Genomic DNA, 17,659 nt, shown 5'->3' with positions numbered 1-17,659 from the left:
GGTTAAGCGTTGCCTTTAACCTGCATCTTAAGCTGAGCGGCGAAATCCAGCATGCGGTTCAGCGGCACCAGCGCCTTTTCACGCAGCGCGGCGTCCACGTGGATCTCATGCTGCGCGCCCCCCTGCTCCAGCCCTTCGGCAATCGCCTTCAGGCCATTCATCGCCATCCACGGGCAATGCGCGCAGCTGCGGCAGGTCGCGCCTTCTCCGGCGGTCGGCGCCTCGAACAGTTCCTTGTCCGGACAAGCCTGCTGCATCTTGTAAAAGATACCGCGATCGGTGGCGACAATCAGCTGTTGATGCGGCAATGTTTTCGCCGCCTGAATCAGTTGGCTGGTCGATCCCACCGCATCCGCCAGCTCGACCACCGCCTGAGGCGATTCGGGATGCACCAGGATGGCCGCCTGCGGATAGAGCGCCTTCATGCGCCGCAGCGCCTGGGTCTTGAACTCGTCATGGACAATGCAGGCGCCTTGCCAACACAACACGTCGGCGCCGGTCTGCTTCTGCACGTAGCTGCCGAGATGGCGATCCGGCGCCCAGATAATTTTCTCGCCCAGGCTATCCAGATGCTCGATCAGTTCGACGGCGATGCTGGAGGTCACCACCCAGTCGGCGCGCGCTTTGACCGCCGCCGAGGTGTTCGCATAGACCACCACGGTGCGATCGGGATGGCTGTCGCAAAACGCATGGAACTCCTCTTCCGGGCAACCCAGGTCAAGCGAACATTCGGCAAACAGGGTCGGCATCAGCACCTGTTTTTCCGGGCTGAGGATCTTGGCGGTCTCCCCCATGAAGCGCACGCCGGCCACCAACAGCGTGGAAGCCGGATGGGCGCTGCCGAAGCGCGCCATTTCCAGCGAATCCGCCACGCAGCCGCCGGTTTCTTCCGCCAGCGCCTGGATTTCCGGATCGGTATAATAGTGGGCGACCATCACCGCATTGCGCTGCTTGAGCAGGGTTTTGATCTTCTCGCGATAAAAGGCTTTTTCCGCTACGTCCAGCGGTACCGGTTTCGGCGGGAAGGGATACACCGCCGCATTGACATCAAACATTTCACTCATCGCTGCAATCTCATGCTAGGCTGGGCGCCTGCCGCGTGAATATCGCCTGCCGCAACGCCCTTCGTTTTATATACTAAACAAAATACCTAAAACCGCGCGAAAAGTCCGCTGATATTTTCATATTTACGCGCCCAGTGTTTAATGAATTAAAAACACAGACATTGACCACGCAGATCACGGCGGATAATGCCCTGGTGAGGGCGTATGGCGTTCAGAGAAGAGCGGGATGATGATCGGTGTGTTGTTGAAACGAGAAAGCAAAAGATTCGGGTGTGGGGTGACAGATACGAAAAAAGCGCCAAAAGGCGCTTTTTTCTGAATGAGTGGGTCGTGCAGGATTGATTTGGCCTGTGGCCTCACCCTGCGGGCAACGCTGCGCGTTGTCGTATCGCTACGCGATGCTCGAACCTGAACGCAGGATCTCACCCGCACGACTCAGTGGGCCATGTCAGCAAGAAGATAAAGGCAGAGTCAGGTGGCGCAGATGTGAAAAAAGCGCCAAAAGGCGCTTTTTTCTGAATTGGTGGGTCGTGCAGGATTCGAACCTGCGACCAATTGATTAAAAGTCAACTGCTCTACCAACTGAGCTAACGACCCGCAGTGTGGTGGGTGATGACGGGCTCGAACCGCCGACCCCCTCCGTGTAAAGGAGATGCTCTACCAACTGAGCTAATCACCCACTGCTGTGGTACTGCTATTTTTCACACCTTGCTCTATCAAAGAGTGGTGGGTCGTGCAGGATAACTCGGCCTTTGGCCTCGCCCTAACGGGCCATCACTGGAGTGATGTTGTCTCGCTTTGCGAGACTCGAACCTCTACGGTTCTCATCCTGACGATTTAACACCTTGCTCTATCAAAGAGTGGTGGGTCGTGCAGGATTCGAACCTGCGACCAATTGATTAAAAGTCAACTGCTCTACCAACTGAGCTAACGACCCACTGATGTGGTTTACTGCTGATGGCGAATAGGTTACAAAAACCGACTCGCGGAAAACAAGGATGGGGATGTTCAGGACAACTCGACGGGTACTCGACTCGGACCTTTACTTTGCCACATCAAACCTATTCTGAAGCTGCCATTCTCTAAGAATGGTGGGTCGTGCAGGATTCGAACCTGCGACCAATTGATTAAAAGTCAACTGCTCTACCAACTGAGCTAACGACCCATAACAGTGGTGGGTGATGACGGGCTCGAACCGCCGACCCCCTCCGTGTAAAGGAGATGCTCTACCAACTGAGCTAATCACCCACTGTTGTGGTTACTGCTACTTCAGAAATTGGTGGGTCGTGCAGGATGACTCGGCCTTTGGCCTCGCCCTGACGGGCCATCACTTCGTGATGTTATCCTTCCCGATTCCACTTCATTTCTTGCTTCAAAATTGGTGGGTCGTGCAGGATTCGAACCTGCGACCAATTGATTAAAAGTCAACTGCTCTACCAACTGAGCTAACGACCCAATTTCCCTGCCGCTTTAACATCTTGCAAGATGTCTTGGCAACGGCGGCATATATTACTAATTTATCTTGGCAGCGCAACCTAAATTTTTTACTGATGCGTTCAACTGCTTGTTCTTCACGCGAATGAGCCCAGAAATCGGTCAAATCGACTAACTTCTGGGCTCATTTTTCTAACCGTTAACCGCCTACGCGACTTTTCGCCTGCTTGGCCGCCGCACTGGTTGGGTATTGTTTAATCACCTGCTGGAACACGGCCTTGGCTTTATCAGCCTGCCCTTTTTCCTGCATGATGATACCTACCTTGTACATGGCGTCCGGCGCCTTCGGTGATTTAGCGTAATTCTTCACCACCACCGCAAAATAATAGGCCGCATCGTCTTTTTTACCCTTGTTGTAAAACAACTGACCCAGCCAATAGTTGGCGTTGGGCTGGTAAGTAGACTTCGGGTACTGTTTTACGAAGGACTGAAAGGCGGAAATCGCCTGGTCATACTGTTTTTTTTCCAGCGCCAGAGAAACAGCGGCGTTGTAGTCACTGTTCTCATCACCGCCACTCGGCGTTGCAGAAGCGGCTGCAGGAGCGCTGCTGCCCGCATCGGAAGATGCGCCTGCGGCTGCCCCGCCGGCAGCGCCCGCTGCCGCAGAGGCGCTCTGAGCGCCGCCCTGGCTGAGGCTATCCATCTGTTGATAGATTTGCTTCTGGCGTTCAACGACCTGATTCAACTGATACTGGCTTTCCTGGATTTGCCCACGGAGAGAATCAATGTCGCGTTGATTGTCAGAGAGTTGCTGCTGGAGTTGGTTTAAAAGCTGGCCTTGAGCATTGCTGATGCGCTCAAGCGAGGTGACGCGGTCTTCGACCGAGCCGGAGCCGACATTACTGATTGGCGCTTGGGCAGTAGCGGCCCAGGGGGCCGCTACGCCAACCAGTAACGACAGACTCAACAGGTGACGTCTGAAGTTACTGTTCATGCGATTCTCTTAGTAAACCAGAACGGCACGACGGTTTTTAGCATAAGCCGCTTCGTCGTGGCCCAGTACTGCTGGTTTTTCTTTACCGTAAGAAACGATAGAGATCTGGTCAGCGGAAACGCCTTTACCCTGCAGGTACATTTTAACGGCGTTAGCACGACGCTCACCCAGAGCGATGTTGTATTCCGGCGTGCCGCGTTCGTCAGCGTGGCCTTCAACGGTCACTTTGTAAGACGGGTTGTTACGCAGGAATGCAGCGTGCGCGTCCAGCATCTGAGCGAATTCGGAGCTTACGTCATACTTGTCCAGGCCGAAGTAAACGATGTTGTTCTTCTGCAGTTCTTGCATCTGCAGACGAGCTTGTTCTTCGGAAGACAGGTTGCTGCTGCCGTTTTCCATACCAGTGCCGGCGCCAGCGCCCATACCAGATTGGTCGTTGTTCGCGCTTTTGTTAGAACTACAAGCTGCTACAGCCAGAACTGGCAGTGCCAGCAGAAGCCCTTTCAGCACTTTGTTCAGTTGCATTTCTTTGATCCTTTTATAGTTTGCCATACATATTTACACATGCATCACAGATACGGCGACCAGGCAGGGAATTTGACCTGTCCATCAGTTGCCGGAAGACGCGCTTTGAAACGCCCATCAGTTGACACCAACTGCAGCACGGAGCCCATACCTTGCGTGGAGCTATAGATCACCATGGTACCGTTTGGCGCAATACTAGGCGTTTCATCCAGGAAGGTGCCGGTCAAAACCTGAACGGCGCCCGATCCAAGATCTTGTTTGGCGATGTGTTGTGCACCACTGTTGGTGCTGACCATCACCAGGAATTTACCGTCGGAGCTGACTTCAGAATCCTGGTTCTGAGAGCCTTCCCACGTCAGACGCTGTGCGGCACCGCCGCTGGCGCTGATTTTATAAATCTGCGGACGCCCGCCCTGGTCGGAGGTAAACGCCAGAGACTGGCCATCCGGGAACCAGGTCGGTTCGGTGTTGTTGTTGCGGCCATCGGTCAGCTGCGTGATCTGGCCGGAGCCGAGGTTCATCACGTACAGGTTCAGGCTGCCGCTCTTGGACAGCGCGAAGGCCAGCTTGCTGCCGTCCGGCGAGAACGCCGGCGCACCGTTGTGGCGCGGGAACGAGGCGATCTGGCGGATAGCGCCGTTAGCCAGGGTCTGCACCACCAGCGCAGAGCGGCCGCTCTCGAAGGTCACGTAAGCCAGTTTACTGCCGTCCGGCGACCAGGCCGGCGACATCAGCGGTTCAGGCGAACGGTGCACCGTGAACTGGTTGTAACCGTCGTAATCCGCTACGCGCAGCTCGTACGGGAATTTCCCGCCGTTGGTCTGCACCACGTAGGCGATACGGGTGCGGAACGCGCCCTTGATGCCGGTCAGCTTCTCGAACACTTCGTCGCTGGCGGTATGGGCAGAATAACGCAACCACTGTTTGGTCACTTTATACTGGTTCTGCGCCAATACGGTGCCCGGCGAACCCGAGGTGTCCACCAACTGGTAGGAGATCAGGTAGCTGCCGTCGGCGCCAGGTTGAACCTGACCGACCACTACGGCGTCGATGCCCAATGCAGTCCAGGCCGCCGGCGTCACTTCAGACGCGGAGGTCGGTTGCTGCGGCATACGCGCCACGTCGATCGGGTTGAATTTGCCGCTGTTGCGCAGATCCGCGCCGACAATCTTGCCGATATCTTCCGGCGGCGTGCCTGGGCCCGCCCATTTAAACGGCACCACGCCAATCGGGCGAGCGGAGTCGACCCCTTGGGTGATTTCAATGCGAACTTCCGCGTGCAGCACGGACGCCCACAGAATTAAAAAACCTAGCGCTACTCGAAATGCCTGCTTCATCTCATCTCCCTTATCCAGGCGGGATGCCTGCGATAAATTAGCAGAATTTTAACAAACCAACTTACTTAAAACTACATAATCCCTGTTGGTTACCTTAGTACATCCCTGTGATATTACTCAGCTCAAACAACCATTATTGCGGCTTGAACGTAAGGGGAGCATTCTTAAACACCTCATAAACCGCCTGGCTTGGCGGTTTCGGGATCTTCGCCTGTTTCGCCGCGGCTATCGCCGCCTGACACAGTGCCGGATCGCCCCCTTCAGATTTTACGTCTACCAGAAAACCGTCCGGCGCCAGCTTGATTCGCAGGTCACATTTACGGCCCTTGTACAGATCCGCATCGTAGAACTTGCTTTGAATCGCAGCGGTAATCTGGCCAAGATAGCCATTGATTTCCGCCCCGCTGGCGCCAGCCGTCTTGGCATTGCCCTGCCCGGCCGGTTTACCGTCGCCCTTCGATTTGGCACCGCCGCCCTTCGGCGCGTTCTTGCCGTCCGCCAGGCCACCAAACAGATCGCTAACTTCCTCCGATTGTTTCGCAGCCTCGGCGGCGGCCTTCTTCTTGGCGTCCGCAGCGGCTTTCTTGGCGGCAGCGGCTTTCTCGGCCGCCGCTTTCTTCTCTGCCTCGGCGGCAGCCTTCTTCTCGGCTTCCGCTGCGGCTTTTTTCTCGGCTTCAGCGGCCGCTTTCTTCTCCGCAGCCTCTGCAGCTTTTTGCTCTGCCGCGGCGGCGGCGGCTTTCTTCGCCTCTTCCGCCTGTTTCTTGGCGGCGGCGGCAGCTGCCGCTTCTTTCTTGGCTTCCGCTTCGGCTTTCTTCTGGGCTTCCGCCTGCGCCTTGGCGACCTTGTCCGCTTCGGCCTTCGCCTTGGCGGCGGCGGCTTCGGCGACCTTCTGTTGTTCTTTGGCCTTGGCTGCGGCCGCTTCCGCCGCTTTTTGCTGCTCGGCGGCCTGTTTTTGCTGCTCCGCCGCCTTCTGCTGTTGCTCAGCCTGCGCCTTGGCGTCCTGCGCGGCTTTCTCCTGCGCCGCCAAACGCTCTTTCTCCAGCTCTTTCAGGCGCTGCTGTTGCTCCGCCTGCTTCTGCTGAAGCTCTTCGGCCTGTTGCTCCGCTTTTTTCTGGCGCTGCTTCTCGGCACGCTGCGCATCGTTGCTCTGCTGCTGCTGGCGGTTGTACTGCTCTACCACAGCGCCGGGATCGACCATTACCGCACCCACTACAGAACCATCGCCGCCGCCGCCGGCGCTCATGTCGACCTTTTCCTGCAGCGATCCCCAAATCAGCAGGGCAATCAGTATGAAGTGCAGAACGACCGAAACAATAACGGCGCGGTTCAGCTTATCGTTTTGCTCAGTTGCCTTTACCAAAATAGATTCCCAAAAACTGGTGTTGCTTATACGGGGTTCCTGGGCCGCAGCACAGGAACCGGGTTGCCGTTGGCCTTACGGTCAGATCGGCTGGGTCATCAGCCCCACGGAAGCCACGCCCGCCTGATGGAGAATATTCAATGCCTTGATAATCTCATCGTAAGGGACTTCCTTCGCACCGCCGATCAAAAAGACCGTTTTCGGGTTAGCCGCTAAACGCGACTTGGCTTCGGCCGCGACTTGCTCAGGCGGCAGCAGCTCCATACGGTTGTGATCCACCACCAGGGTGTATTGACCTACGCCGGAAACCTCGAGGATCACCGGCGGATTGTCATCGCTGGACACCGTCTTGGAATCGGTGGCGTCCGGCAGGTCAACCTCCACGCTCTGCGTGATGATTGGCGCGGTTGCCATAAAAATCAGCAGCAGCACCAGCAACACGTCGAGCAGCGGAACGATGTTAATTTCGGACTTCAGCTCACGCCGACTACGTCCACGTACTCTCGCCATGCTACCTCCTACTTATTTGCTGTCGCTGGAGAAGGCCTGACGATGCAGAATAGCGGTGAACTCTTCCATAAAGTTGTCGTAATTCTGCTCAAGCTTGTTGACGCGCTGGTTGAGACGGTTGTAGGCCATTACCGCCGGGATGGCGGCGAACAGACCGATCGCGGTGGCGATCAGCGCTTCGGCGATACCCGGCGCCACCATCTGCAGCGTGGCTTGCTTCACCGCGCCCAGCGCGATAAAGGCGTGCATGATCCCCCACACGGTGCCGAACAGGCCGATGTACGGGCTGATCGAACCGACGGTGCCGAGGAACGGAATATGGGTTTCCAGCGTTTCCAGCTCGCGGTTCATCGAAATGCGCATCGCGCGCGACGCCCCTTCGATCACCGACTCCGGCGCATGGTTGTTGGCGCGGTGCAGGCGGGCGAACTCTTTGAACCCGGAATGGAAGATCTGCTCGGAACCGGTCAGGCTATCGCGACGCGCCTGACTTTCCTGGTACAGACGGGAAAGCTCGATACCGGACCAGAATTTGTCTTCAAAGGCTTCGGCGTCACGCGTCGCCGCATTGAGGATGCGGGTGCGCTGAATGATGATCGCCCAAGAGGCTACCGAGAAGCATATCAAAATCAACATGATAAGCTTAACCAGCAGGCTCGCCTTCAAGAATAAATCTAGGATGTTCATGTCAGTCACTGCTTAAACTCCGCGACAATAGACTTAGGAAGCGCTCTTGGCTTCATTTGGTGTGGATCAATACAGGCAATCAGGACATCTGCCTGGCTCAGTAGGGCCCCGTCAGAATTGACAATGCGTTGAGCAAACGTGAGAGAAGCCCCGCGTAGAGAGGTGATTTCACTCTGGACCTCCAGTTGCTCGTCAAGACGAGCCGGAGCCAGATAATCCACCGTCATGCGCCGGACGACAAAAGCGACTTGTTCACTGAGCAGCTGCTGTTGATGAAAGTTGTGCTGACGCAGCATCTCTGTGCGCGCTCTTTCAAAAAAGGCGACGTAGCGGGCGTGATAGACCACACCACTGGCATCGGTATCCTCGTAGTAAACGCGAACCGGCCATCGAAACAACGTATTACTCACTCTACTTCCCAGCAATGCAATTTAACGCTGCTACTATACGCAAGACGGATCGGGTTGGGAATGGGTTACAAGATGGGAATGAAAATAATTATGGGCCGTGAGGGCCCATAACGTGGGGACATCGGGGAGATTATAAAGAAACGTAAAGTAATCCTGCGCACAAGATCACAATTGCAGGAAGCGGCGCGAAAAAAGCGCGCCAGACGCTGCGCTGCGGGCGAAATCCGAAACCGTGGATCACTCCGGCACATACGGCCCAAATCAGCAACAGCCCTTCCCAAATCTCCAGCGAGCTGGTTTTGGCGGCGAAACGCGTCGGATCCCAGAACACGCACCCCGCCAAAATCAACGCCAGCACCAGGGAAAGGGCCCGAACCGGGCCCTTGTCGGTGACAGCGTACAGCTTGTCAATCACGGACGAGCTCATTACTTACCGTCTTGCTGAGCTTTGGTCGCTTCGCTCTGCTCAAGCGCCAGCGCCGTGATGATGCCGAAGGCGCAGGCAAGAAGCGTTCCGAGAATCCAGGCAAAATACCACATGGTTTAGCTCCTTATCCTTAGTACAGCGAATGCTTGTTGTTTTCGATGTAGTTCTTGTCGAGACGACCGAACATTTTGTAGTACGACCAGCTGGTGTACGCCAAAACGATAGGCACGAAGATCGCCGCCACGACGGTCATCACTTTCAGCGTCAACAGGCTCGAGGTCGCGTCCCACATGGTCAGGCTGACGTTAGGCACGGTGCTGGACGGCATCACGAACGGGAACATGGTGACCCCGGCGGTGAGGATGACGCAGGCGATGGTCAGCGACGAAGTGACGAACGCCAGTGCGCCTTTCTCCAGACGCGAGAACAGGATGGTGAACAACGGCAGCACTACGCCCAGTGCAGGCAAGGCCCACAGCAGCGGATACTTGTTGAAGTTGATCAACCATGCGCCGGCCTGATGCGCCACTTCTTTACGCAGCGGGTTGGATTCCGCCATGGTGTCCAGCGCCGAAGTGATCACGTAGCCGTCGATGCCTTTCACCAGCCACACCCCCGCCAGCAGGAAGCATACCGCCATGATCAGCGTCGCGATCTGCGCTGCGGCGCGTGACCGCAGGTGGATCTCGCCGGTGGTGCGCATCTGCAGGTAGGTCGCGCCCTGAGTGACCAGCATGGTCAGACTGACCACGCCTGCCAACAGACCGAACGGATTCAGCAGTTGGAAGAAGTTGCCGGTGTAGAACAGACGCAGGTATTCGTCCACATGGAACGGCACGCCCTGCAGCAGGTTGCCGAACGCCACGCCGAATACCAATGCAGGCACGAAGGAACCGATGAAGATGCCCCAGTCCCACATGTTGCGCCAGCGGCTGCTCTCCAGCTTGGAACGGTAGTCAAAACCGACCGGGCGGAAGAACAAGGCCGCCAGCACCAGGATCATGGCGACGTAGAAGCCCGAGAAGGCCGCTGCGTAGACCATCGGCCAAGCGGCGAACAGCGCGCCGCCGGCGGTGATCAGCCACACCTGGTTACCGTCCCAGTGCGGGGCGATGGAGTTGATCATCACCCGGCGCTCGGTATCGGTTTTACCGATGATGCGCACCAGGATGCCGACGCCCATGTCGAAACCGTCGGTGACGGCGAAGCCGATCAGCAGTACGCCAACCAGCACCCACCAGATAAATCGCAGTACTTCATAGTCAAACATACGTGGACTCCTGTTTAGCGCGCTTCCTGCACGGCGGCAGTCGGTTGTTCAAAGTGGTAGCGGCCGGTTTTCAGGCTGCTTGGACCCAGACGCGCAAACTTGAACATCAGGTACATTTCAGCCACCAGGAACAGGGTGTACAAGCCGCAAATCAGCCCCATTGAGAACAGAATGTCGCCCGCGGTCAGCGAAGAGTTGGCGACTGCGGTCGGCAGCACCTCACCAATCGCCCACGGTTGACGGCCGTATTCCGCCACGAACCAGCCGGCTTCCACCGCGATCCACGGCAGCGGCAGGCCATACAGCGCCGCACGCAACAGCCATTTCTTCTGGCCGATGCGGCCGCGCACCACGCTCAGGAAGGACAGGCCGATAATCAGCAGCATCAGCACGCCACAGGCCACCATGATGCGGAAGGCGAAGTACAGCGGCGCCACGCGTGGAATGGAGTCCTTGGTCGCCTGCTGGATCTGCGCTTCCGTCGCGTCGCTGACGTTCGGGGTATAACGCTTCAGCAGCATGCCGTAGCCCAGGTCTTGCTTGGTTTTGTTGAATTCCGCACGCACCGCAGGATCGGTATTGCCGCCGCGCAGCTCTTCCAGCAGCTGGTAGGCTTTCATGCCGTTGCGGATGCGCACTTCATGTTGCGCCAGCAGATCTTTCAGGCCAGTGACCTGCGTGTCGGTAGAACGCGTGGCGATCAGGCCAAGCGCATACGGGATCTGAATAGAGAAGGAGTTTTCCATCTTGTCCTGGTCGGGAATGCCGAACAGGGTGAAGGACGCCGGCGCCGGCTGGGTATCCCACTCCGCTTCGATGGCGGCCAGTTTGGTTTTCTGTACGTCGCCCATTTCGTAACCGGATTCGTCACCCAGCACGATCACCGACAGCACCGCAGCCATGCCGAAGCTGGCGGCGATGGCGAAGGAGCGTTTGGCGAAAGCGATGTCGCGGCCCTTCAGCAGGTAGTAAGCGCTGATGCCCAGCACGAACATGGCGCCGGTGGTGTAGCCTGCAGCCACGGTGTGAACGAATTTCACCTGCGCAACCGGGTTAAGCACCAGCTCGGAGAAGCTGACCATCTCCATGCGCATGGTTTCGAAGTTGAAATCCGACGCGATCGGGTTCTGCATCCAGCCGTTGGCGACCAGGATCCACAGCGCGGACAGGTTTGAGCCGAGGGCCACGAACCAGGTTACCGCCATGTGCTGCACCTTGCTCAGACGATCCCAGCCGAAGAAGAACAGGCCGACCAGCGTCGATTCAAGGAAGAACGCCATCAGACCTTCGATGGCCAGTGGGGCCCCGAAGATATCGCCGACGTAGTGAGAGAAATACGACCAGTTGGTCCCGAACTGGAACTCCATGGTCAAACCGGTGGCCACACCCAGAGCAAAGTTAATCGCAAATAACTTTCCCCAGAATTTGGTCATGTCTTTATAGATTTGTTTGCCAGACAGGACATATACCGTTTCCATAATTGCCAGCAAGAACGCCATACCGAGCGTTAATGGGACAAATAAGAAATGGTACATCGCCGTTAAAGCAAACTGTAAGCGCGACAGTTCGACAATATCAAACATCTTGACTCCTTGCTCCTCGCAGGAAGACTCCGACACGCGGTTATCGGCATACTTCTTTCAAAGCCGCCAGTAACGCCCCGCAGTGAATGCCCTTAAACACAACAAATTTGATCCAGCTTCTCCGCTTTCAACCGCACACTCGGCCAATAGCCCCTCGGGCCGCCGACAAGCACGCCACTGAAAACCGACAACGGGTAACAAATGCAACAAGATCAACCATCCATAATCACAACATGGATGATACTCGCCCAATCCCACACAATAAATAGGTTTTTACGTGACGTGGGTTGGACTTTTGGTTACAGGTCAAATCTTAGCCGAAAGAGGTACTTCGGGCTAATTTGATCTGAGACAATTTAAGCCTATCCGCATATTATTTCCATATTCATCAGCACATTTCGCCTATTTTTCTTGAGGGCATGTTGCGCAATGGTTTAATTGTTTTTTAATGATATTTTTGTGTTAAATAAATGTAATTTAAAAGAGCCGCCATTGTATTATTACGCGCTTATTCTGCGACATAATTAACCTTTTATTTCCATTAAGCCGTGACAGTGATTGCAGTCACAAAACAACAAATCTCTCTCCAATATTAGTCTATTTCTCGCGATGGGATCGTAAAGGTTGCGATTTTGTAGCAAAATGACCACTTATGTTAAAATTACATTGAGTGACAATAAGTTATGAAAAAAATCATCTTTGCCTCTGTGTTGGGACTCTCGGGAAACGCCATGGCCGCCGAAACGGTAAACATCACCCTGCTGGGCACCTCCGATCTGCACGGCACCTTCGTGCCCTGGGACTACGCCAGCGACACGGAAAACCTGGCGGGCAGCCTGAGCCAGATAGCCACTCAGGTCAAAAAGGTGCGCGCCGAGCAGCCTAACCTGATCCTGGTGGACGCCGGCGACACTATTCAGGGCAACTTCGTTGAAACCTTCAAGCATGAGGCCATCAGCCCGATGATGCTGGGCCTCAATGCGCTCAATTACGACGTCTGGGTGATGGGCAATCACGAGTTCGACTTCGGCCTGCCGGTGCTGGCCACCCCGCTCAAGCAGTTCAAGGGCGCGGCGCTGGCGGGCAACATCGTCTGGGACAACGGCAAGCCTTATCTGCCGGCCTACACCATCCTCGAACGTCAGGGCGTGAAGATCGGCATTATCGGCATGGACACGCCGATGACCGCTGAATTCGCCAAGGGCACCGATCGCATCAAAGGGCTGAACTTCACCGATCCGGTGCAGGCGGTGAAACAGGTCATCAAACAAATCGACGGCCAGGTCGACGCCATCGTACTGGTGGCGCATATGGGCATCGACAACGAGAACCAGCGCCCGGGCACCGGCGTGGCCGACATTGCCAACGCCAACCCGGAACTGGCGGCGATCGTCGCCGGCCACATGCATGTGAAGATCGACAAGGCGGTGGTCAACGGCGTCATCATCACCGAACCGGACAAATACGGCCGCGCGCTGTCACGCATCGATCTGCAATTTGAACGCCGCGACGGCAAATTCACGCTGATCGATAAAAACAGCTACACCTACCCGATCAAAGGGCTGACGCCCGACAGCGCCATGCAGGCTCTCTACCAGCCGTATCATGACATTTTGCGCGCCAACGCCAACCGGGTGGTGGCGAAGCTGAGCGGCAGCGATCTGGTGCCTGCCGACGAGTTCCGCGGCATTCCTCAGGTACACGTGCAGGATACCGGCATCAGCGCGCTGTTCCAGCAGGCCGCCCGTCACTACGCACCGCTGGCGCAGGTGATCGCCCTGCAGATCGACAACGATCGCGCCAAACTGGACGTCGGCGACATCAAGGCCAAGGATATCGCCTTTAACTACCAATACGCCGGCGGCGAGATCACCGTTTATCAGCTTAACGGTAAAGCGCTTAAACGCTACATGGAGTGGTCCGCCGGCTACTTCAATCAGCTGCAGCCGGGCGACGTCACCTACAGCTTTAACCCGGCGCGGCGTTCGTCCAAATATTCCACCAACGATTTCTTCGATGGCGTCACCTATACCATTGATCTGCGCCAACCCGCCGGTTCGCGCATCGTCGATCTGCATCTGGCGGACGGCACGCCAGTCACGGACGACATGCCGATCCGTCTGGGCATGAACAGTTACCGCATGGGCCACCTGACGCAAAAGGGCGGCGCGCTGGAAGGGCAATCCTTCCCGGTGCTGTTCGACAGCAAAGCGCAGTACGGTGAAGAAGAAGGCACCATTCGCCACCTGGCCCTGCGCTACCTGACGGAAGTGAAACACGGCCAATACCAGGGCGTGCCGCCGCAGCGCTGGAAACTGATCGGCATGGAGGGATACGAACCGCAGCGGGCGATCGTTAAACGGCTGCTGAATGAAGGCGTTATCCAGGTGCCGACCACCGACGATGGCCGCTACACCAACGTCGCGTCGATCAACGTCAAAGACGCGCTGTTCCGCAACACCGACGATTACCGCGCCGCCCTCGCTTCGCTGGAGCAGCAGCGGCAAGCCGCCGCGGATCCGGTGCAGCAGCGCCGCCTGCAGGATCGGATCGCGCTGATCAAGGCGCTCAACGTTTTCTGAGTTTCGCCCATAAAAAAGGCCACCCAATGGGTGGCCAAACATGTCGAGATATTGTTATTTCGTACCAGGTTCTTAGCGCTTCAGCACCGCTTTTACCGCATCGCCGATGTCCGCCAGGCTGCGAACGGTTTTCACGCCCGCCGCTTCCAGCGCAGCAAACTTCTCGTCCGCCGTGCCTTTGCCGCCGGCGATGATGGCGCCTGCGTGGCCCATACGCTTGCCTTTCGGCGCGGTCACGCCGGCGATGTAGCCGACAACCGGTTTGGTGACGTGTTCTTTGATGTAAGCCGCCGCTTCTTCTTCAGCGCTGCCGCCGATCTCACCGATCATCACGATCGCTTCGGTCTGCGGATCCTGTTGGAACATCTTCAGGATATCGATGAAGTTGGAGCCCGGGATCGGGTCGCCGCCGATGCCCACACAGGTGGACTGGCCCAGACCGGCATCGGTGGTTTGTTTCACCGCTTCATAGGTCAGGGTGCCGGAGCGGGAAACAATGCCCACTTTGCCCGGTAGGTGAATGTGGCCAGGCATGATGCCGATTTTGCACTCGCCAGGGGTGATCACGCCTGGGCAGTTCGGTCCGATCATGCGCACGCCGGCTTCGTCCAGCTTCACTTTCACGGTCAGCATGTCCAGGGTCGGGATGCCTTCGGTGATGGTGATGATCAATTTGATGCCGGCATCGATCGCTTCCAGAATGGAGTCTTTGCAGAACGGCGCTGGAACGTAGATGACGGAGGCCGTCGCGCCGGTCGCTTCAACCGCTTCGCGCACGGTGTTGAACACCGGCAGACCCAGGTGCTGAGTGCCGCCTTTGCCTGGGGTGACGCCGCCAACCATTTTGGTACCGTAAGCGATAGCTTGTTCGGAGTGGAAAGTCCCCTGGCTACCGGTGAAGCCCTGGCAAATTACTTTGGTGTTTTTATCGATTAAGATGGACATTATTTACCCTCCACTGCTGCAACAACTTGCTGAGCCGCATCAGTCAGGCTGGTCGCAGCAATGATATTCAGGCCGCTGTCCGCCAGTTTCTTGGCGCCCAGTTCGGCGTTGTTCCCTTCCAGGCGCACCACGACCGGGACGTTAACGCCCACTTCAGCCACTGCGCCAATGATGCCGTCGGCGATCAGATCGCAACGTACGATACCACCGAAGATGTTAACCAGAACCGCTTTCACCTTGTCGTCGGACAGGATGATTTTGAACGCTTCGGTCACGCGCTCTTTGGTCGCGCCGCCGCCCACGTCCAGGAAGTTGGCCGGTTCGCCGCCGTGCAGTTTAACGATGTCCATGGTGCCCATCGCCAGACCGGCGCCGTTCACCATGCAGCCGATGTTGCCGTCGAGGGCAACGTAGTTCAGCTCCCACTGGGCCGCACGGGATTCACGCTCGTCTTCCTGAGAAGGGTCACGCATTTCACGCAGTTCAGGCTGACGGAACAGGGCGTTGCCGTCGGCGCCCAGTTTGCCGTCCAGGCACACCAGATCGCCCTGCTTGGTGATCACCAGCGGGTTGATCTCAACCATCGCCAGGTCGCGCTCCAGGAACAGCGTCGCCAGGCCCATGAAGATCTTGGCGAACTGGCTGACTTGCTTGCCGGTCAGGCCCAGTTTGAAGGCCAGCTCACGGCCCTGATAAGGCTGTGGACCCGCCAGCGGATCGATGGTCATTTTGTGGATCAGTTCTGGGGTTTCTTCCGCCACTTTCTCGATTTCCACGCCGCCTTCGGTAGACGCCATGAATACGATGCGACGGGTCGCGCGGTCTACGACGGCACCCAGGTACAGTTCTTTATCGATGTCGGTCGCCGCTTCAACCAGGATCTGGTTAACCGGCTGGCCCAGCGCGTCAGTCTGGTAAGTCACCAGACGCTTGCCCAACCAGGCTTCCGCGAAAGCACGGATATCTTCTTTGCTGTTGACGACTTTAACGCCGCCCGCTTTACCGCGGCCGCCAGCATGAACCTGACATTTCACCACCCACGGGCCGGAGCCGATTTTGGATGCGGCTTCTTCTGCTTCACGCGGAGTGGTACAGGCGTAACCGGTCGGTGCCGGCATGCCATACCGAGCAAACAGCTGTTTTGCCTGATATTCGTGTAAATTCATGATGTTCTATCCATTCAGTTCTGAAGGTTTTTAGCCGGACCATTATTACGCGGTAAACCGCATGGTTTTCCGGCCACATAGCACAGAGTGCGGGCGCGGCACGCCGCGCCCGGCAAGGGTTACTAAACGTCCAGCAGCAGACGAGCCGGATCTTCCAGCATCTCTTTGACCGTCACCAGATAACCGACGGATTCCTTACCGTCGATCAGGCGGTGGTCATAAGACAGCGCCAGATACATCATCGGCTGGATCACCACCTGACCATTGACCGCCATTGGGCGATCTTTGATGGCGTGCATGCCCAGGATGGCGCTCTGCGGCGGGTTGATGATCGGGGTGGACATCAGGGAGCCGAATACGCCGCCGTTGGTAATGGTGAAGTTACCGCCGGTCAGCTCTTCCACGGTCAGTTTGCCGTCGCGGCCCTTAACGGCCAGCTCTTTGATTTTCTTCTCGATGTCAGCCATGCTCATGGCGTCTACATCGCGCAGTACCGGCGTCACCAGGCCGCGCGGGGTAGAAACCGCGATGCTGATGTCGAAGTAGTTGTGGTAAACCACGTCGGAACCGTCGATCGACGCGTTCACTTCCGGGAAGCGCTTCAGCGCTTCAACCACCGCCTTGATGTAGAAGGACATGAAGCCCAGACGCACGCCGTGGCGCTTCTCGAAGGCTTCGCCGTACTGCTTGCGCAGGTCCATGATCGGCTGCATGTTGATTTCGTTGAAGGTGGTCAGCATCGCGGTGCTGTTCTTCGCTTCCAGCAGACGCTCGGCGACGCGTTTGCGCAGGCGGGTCATCGGCACGCGTTTTTCGCTGCGTCCGGCCAGAGCAGGCTGCGGTGCGGCTTCAGCGGCGGCGGCCGGTTTGGCGGCGGCGCCGCCTTTGGCCAGGTGCGCTTCCACGTCTTCACGAGTGATGCGGCCACCCACGCCGGTGCCTTTGATGGCGCCGGCATCGAGGTCGTGTTCGGCGATCAGGCGGCGAATCGCCGGGCTGAGCGCGTCATTGCTTTCTTCTTCCAGGCTCGCGGTCGCGCGCTGTGCAGGCGTGGACTCTTTCTCCTGGCTCTTCTCGGCGGTCGGTTTGCCGGAGCTGTCGCCTGGGCGGATGCGGCCGAGCAGCTGGCGAGACAGCACGGTCGCGCCCTCTTCTTCCACGATAGCATCGAGAATGCCCGCTTCACTGGCCGGCACTTCCAACACCACTTTGTCGGTTTCGATTTCAACCAGGACTTCATCACGCTGCACGCTGTCGCCCGGTTTTTTGTGCCAGGTGGCTACGGTCGCATCGGCAACCGATTCAGGAAGGTCAGGAACCAGAATATCTACGCTACTCATTTAGCTTTCCCTTAAGTTTTTTATC

General features: G+C 57.1%; 16 protein-coding genes, 6 tRNA genes and 2 other RNA genes. 1 reads left to right on the top strand and 23 read right to left on the bottom strand.

Going from position 1 to position 17,659, the window contains the following annotated elements:
• Positions 1 to 2 precede the first annotated feature (2 nt).
• The 20 genes from nadA to cydA all read right to left on the bottom strand — a co-directional run bounded on the left by nadA (position 3) and on the right by cydA (position 11,601).
• Positions 3 to 1,064: a quinolinate synthase NadA gene (nadA, locus tag ACJ8PN_RS01885; RefSeq protein WP_015376982.1), complete on the bottom strand. Its 1,062-nt coding sequence runs from the start codon at positions 1,062 to 1,064 to the stop codon at positions 3 to 5.
• Positions 1,065 to 1,385: 321 nt separating this feature from the next.
• A non-coding RNA gene (locus ACJ8PN_RS01880) (RtT sRNA) lies at positions 1,386 to 1,510 on the bottom strand.
• A gap of 75 nt (positions 1,511 to 1,585) precedes the next feature.
• Positions 1,586 to 1,661 (bottom strand) — tRNA-Lys (locus ACJ8PN_RS01875).
• Positions 1,662 to 1,667: 6 nt separating this feature from the next.
• Positions 1,668 to 1,743 (bottom strand) — tRNA-Val (locus ACJ8PN_RS01870).
• 45 nt (positions 1,744 to 1,788) lie between these two features.
• Positions 1,789 to 1,912: non-coding RNA, RtT sRNA (locus tag ACJ8PN_RS01865), on the bottom strand.
• Between the two features lie 13 nt (positions 1,913 to 1,925).
• Positions 1,926 to 2,001 (bottom strand) — tRNA-Lys (locus ACJ8PN_RS01860).
• 152 nt (positions 2,002 to 2,153) lie between these two features.
• Positions 2,154 to 2,229, bottom strand: a tRNA-Lys gene (locus ACJ8PN_RS01855).
• Positions 2,230 to 2,236: 7 nt separating this feature from the next.
• Positions 2,237 to 2,312: transfer RNA gene (locus tag ACJ8PN_RS01850), tRNA-Val, on the bottom strand.
• Positions 2,313 to 2,443: 131 nt separating this feature from the next.
• Positions 2,444 to 2,519 (bottom strand) — tRNA-Lys (locus ACJ8PN_RS01845).
• A gap of 178 nt (positions 2,520 to 2,697) precedes the next feature.
• Complete coding sequence (gene cpoB / locus ACJ8PN_RS01840; RefSeq protein WP_004939852.1) at positions 2,698 to 3,492, bottom strand: cell division protein CpoB; 795 nt, start codon at positions 3,490 to 3,492, stop codon at positions 2,698 to 2,700.
• Between the two features lie 9 nt (positions 3,493 to 3,501).
• Positions 3,502 to 4,017: a peptidoglycan-associated lipoprotein Pal gene (gene pal, locus ACJ8PN_RS01835; protein ID WP_004939853.1), complete on the bottom strand. Its 516-nt coding sequence runs from the start codon at positions 4,015 to 4,017 to the stop codon at positions 3,502 to 3,504.
• Positions 4,018 to 4,061: 44 nt separating this feature from the next.
• Complete coding sequence (tolB, locus tag ACJ8PN_RS01830; RefSeq protein WP_004939856.1) at positions 4,062 to 5,354, bottom strand: Tol-Pal system beta propeller repeat protein TolB; 1,293 nt, start codon at positions 5,352 to 5,354, stop codon at positions 4,062 to 4,064.
• A gap of 133 nt (positions 5,355 to 5,487) precedes the next feature.
• Positions 5,488 to 6,714 carry a cell envelope integrity protein TolA gene (gene tolA / locus ACJ8PN_RS01825; protein ID WP_411261180.1) on the bottom strand — a complete coding sequence of 409 codons (1,227 nt, stop codon included), beginning with the start codon at positions 6,712 to 6,714 and terminating at the stop codon, positions 5,488 to 5,490.
• A gap of 81 nt (positions 6,715 to 6,795) precedes the next feature.
• Positions 6,796 to 7,224, bottom strand: coding sequence for a colicin uptake protein TolR (gene tolR / locus ACJ8PN_RS01820; protein ID WP_004939859.1), 429 nt, complete (start codon positions 7,222 to 7,224; stop codon positions 6,796 to 6,798).
• Positions 7,225 to 7,236: 12 nt separating this feature from the next.
• Positions 7,237 to 7,920: a Tol-Pal system protein TolQ gene (gene tolQ, locus ACJ8PN_RS01815; protein WP_004939862.1), complete on the bottom strand. Its 684-nt coding sequence runs from the start codon at positions 7,918 to 7,920 to the stop codon at positions 7,237 to 7,239.
• On the bottom strand, positions 7,917 to 8,321 hold the full coding sequence (gene ybgC, locus ACJ8PN_RS01810; RefSeq protein ID WP_004939863.1) for a tol-pal system-associated acyl-CoA thioesterase: 405 nt from the start codon (positions 8,319 to 8,321) through the stop codon (positions 7,917 to 7,919). Before ybgC ends, tolQ begins: the two co-directional genes overlap by 4 nt.
• Positions 8,322 to 8,451: 130 nt before the next feature.
• Entirely contained in the window at positions 8,452 to 8,748 is a 297-nt protein-coding gene (gene ybgE / locus ACJ8PN_RS01805; protein ID WP_004939866.1) for a cyd operon protein YbgE, read from the bottom strand.
• Positions 8,748 to 8,861 (bottom strand): cytochrome bd-I oxidase subunit CydX, encoded by a 114-nt coding sequence (gene cydX, locus ACJ8PN_RS01800; protein WP_004939868.1) that lies wholly within the window; start codon positions 8,859 to 8,861, stop codon positions 8,748 to 8,750. The genes ybgE and cydX overlap by 1 nt, the downstream gene beginning before the upstream one ends.
• 17 nt (positions 8,862 to 8,878) lie before the next feature.
• A complete protein-coding gene (cydB, locus tag ACJ8PN_RS01795) occupies positions 8,879 to 10,018 on the bottom strand; it encodes a cytochrome d ubiquinol oxidase subunit II (RefSeq protein ID WP_015376980.1) in 1,140 nt (379 codons plus the stop codon).
• 14 nt (positions 10,019 to 10,032) lie between these two features.
• Positions 10,033 to 11,601 carry a cytochrome ubiquinol oxidase subunit I gene (gene cydA / locus ACJ8PN_RS01790; protein WP_004939873.1) on the bottom strand — a complete coding sequence of 523 codons (1,569 nt, stop codon included), beginning with the start codon at positions 11,599 to 11,601 and terminating at the stop codon, positions 10,033 to 10,035.
• Positions 11,602 to 12,284: 683 nt separating this feature from the next.
• Between cydA and ACJ8PN_RS01785 the strand changes: the two genes are divergently transcribed.
• The gene (locus tag ACJ8PN_RS01785; RefSeq protein ID WP_437189224.1) at positions 12,285 to 14,183 is read left to right on the top strand and encodes a bifunctional metallophosphatase/5'-nucleotidase; all 1,899 of its coding nucleotides are present in this window, start codon (positions 12,285 to 12,287) and stop codon (positions 14,181 to 14,183) included.
• Positions 14,184 to 14,255: 72 nt separating this feature from the next.
• On the opposite strand, the gene sucD is transcribed toward ACJ8PN_RS01785, so the two are convergent.
• The 3 genes from sucD to odhB form a co-directional block, all read right to left on the bottom strand.
• Complete coding sequence (gene sucD / locus ACJ8PN_RS01780; RefSeq protein ID WP_004939878.1) at positions 14,256 to 15,128, bottom strand: succinate--CoA ligase subunit alpha; 873 nt, start codon at positions 15,126 to 15,128, stop codon at positions 14,256 to 14,258.
• Positions 15,128 to 16,294, bottom strand: a complete 1,167-nt coding sequence (gene sucC, locus ACJ8PN_RS01775; RefSeq protein ID WP_015376978.1) for an ADP-forming succinate--CoA ligase subunit beta — start codon at positions 16,292 to 16,294, stop codon at positions 15,128 to 15,130. The genes sucD and sucC overlap by 1 nt, the downstream gene beginning before the upstream one ends.
• 122 nt (positions 16,295 to 16,416) lie before the next feature.
• Positions 16,417 to 17,634, bottom strand: coding sequence for a 2-oxoglutarate dehydrogenase complex dihydrolipoyllysine-residue succinyltransferase (gene odhB / locus ACJ8PN_RS01770; protein ID WP_015376977.1), 1,218 nt, complete (start codon positions 17,632 to 17,634; stop codon positions 16,417 to 16,419).
• Positions 17,635 to 17,659 lie beyond the last annotated feature (25 nt).

The organism is Serratia sp. CY76391 (genome assembly GCF_052166695.1).
In the GTDB taxonomy this organism is placed as follows: domain Bacteria; phylum Pseudomonadota; class Gammaproteobacteria; order Enterobacterales; family Enterobacteriaceae; genus Serratia; species Serratia nematodiphila.
The sequence above is the reverse complement of the archived record's forward strand: the minus strand, read 5'-3'. Positions and strand labels throughout refer to the sequence as shown.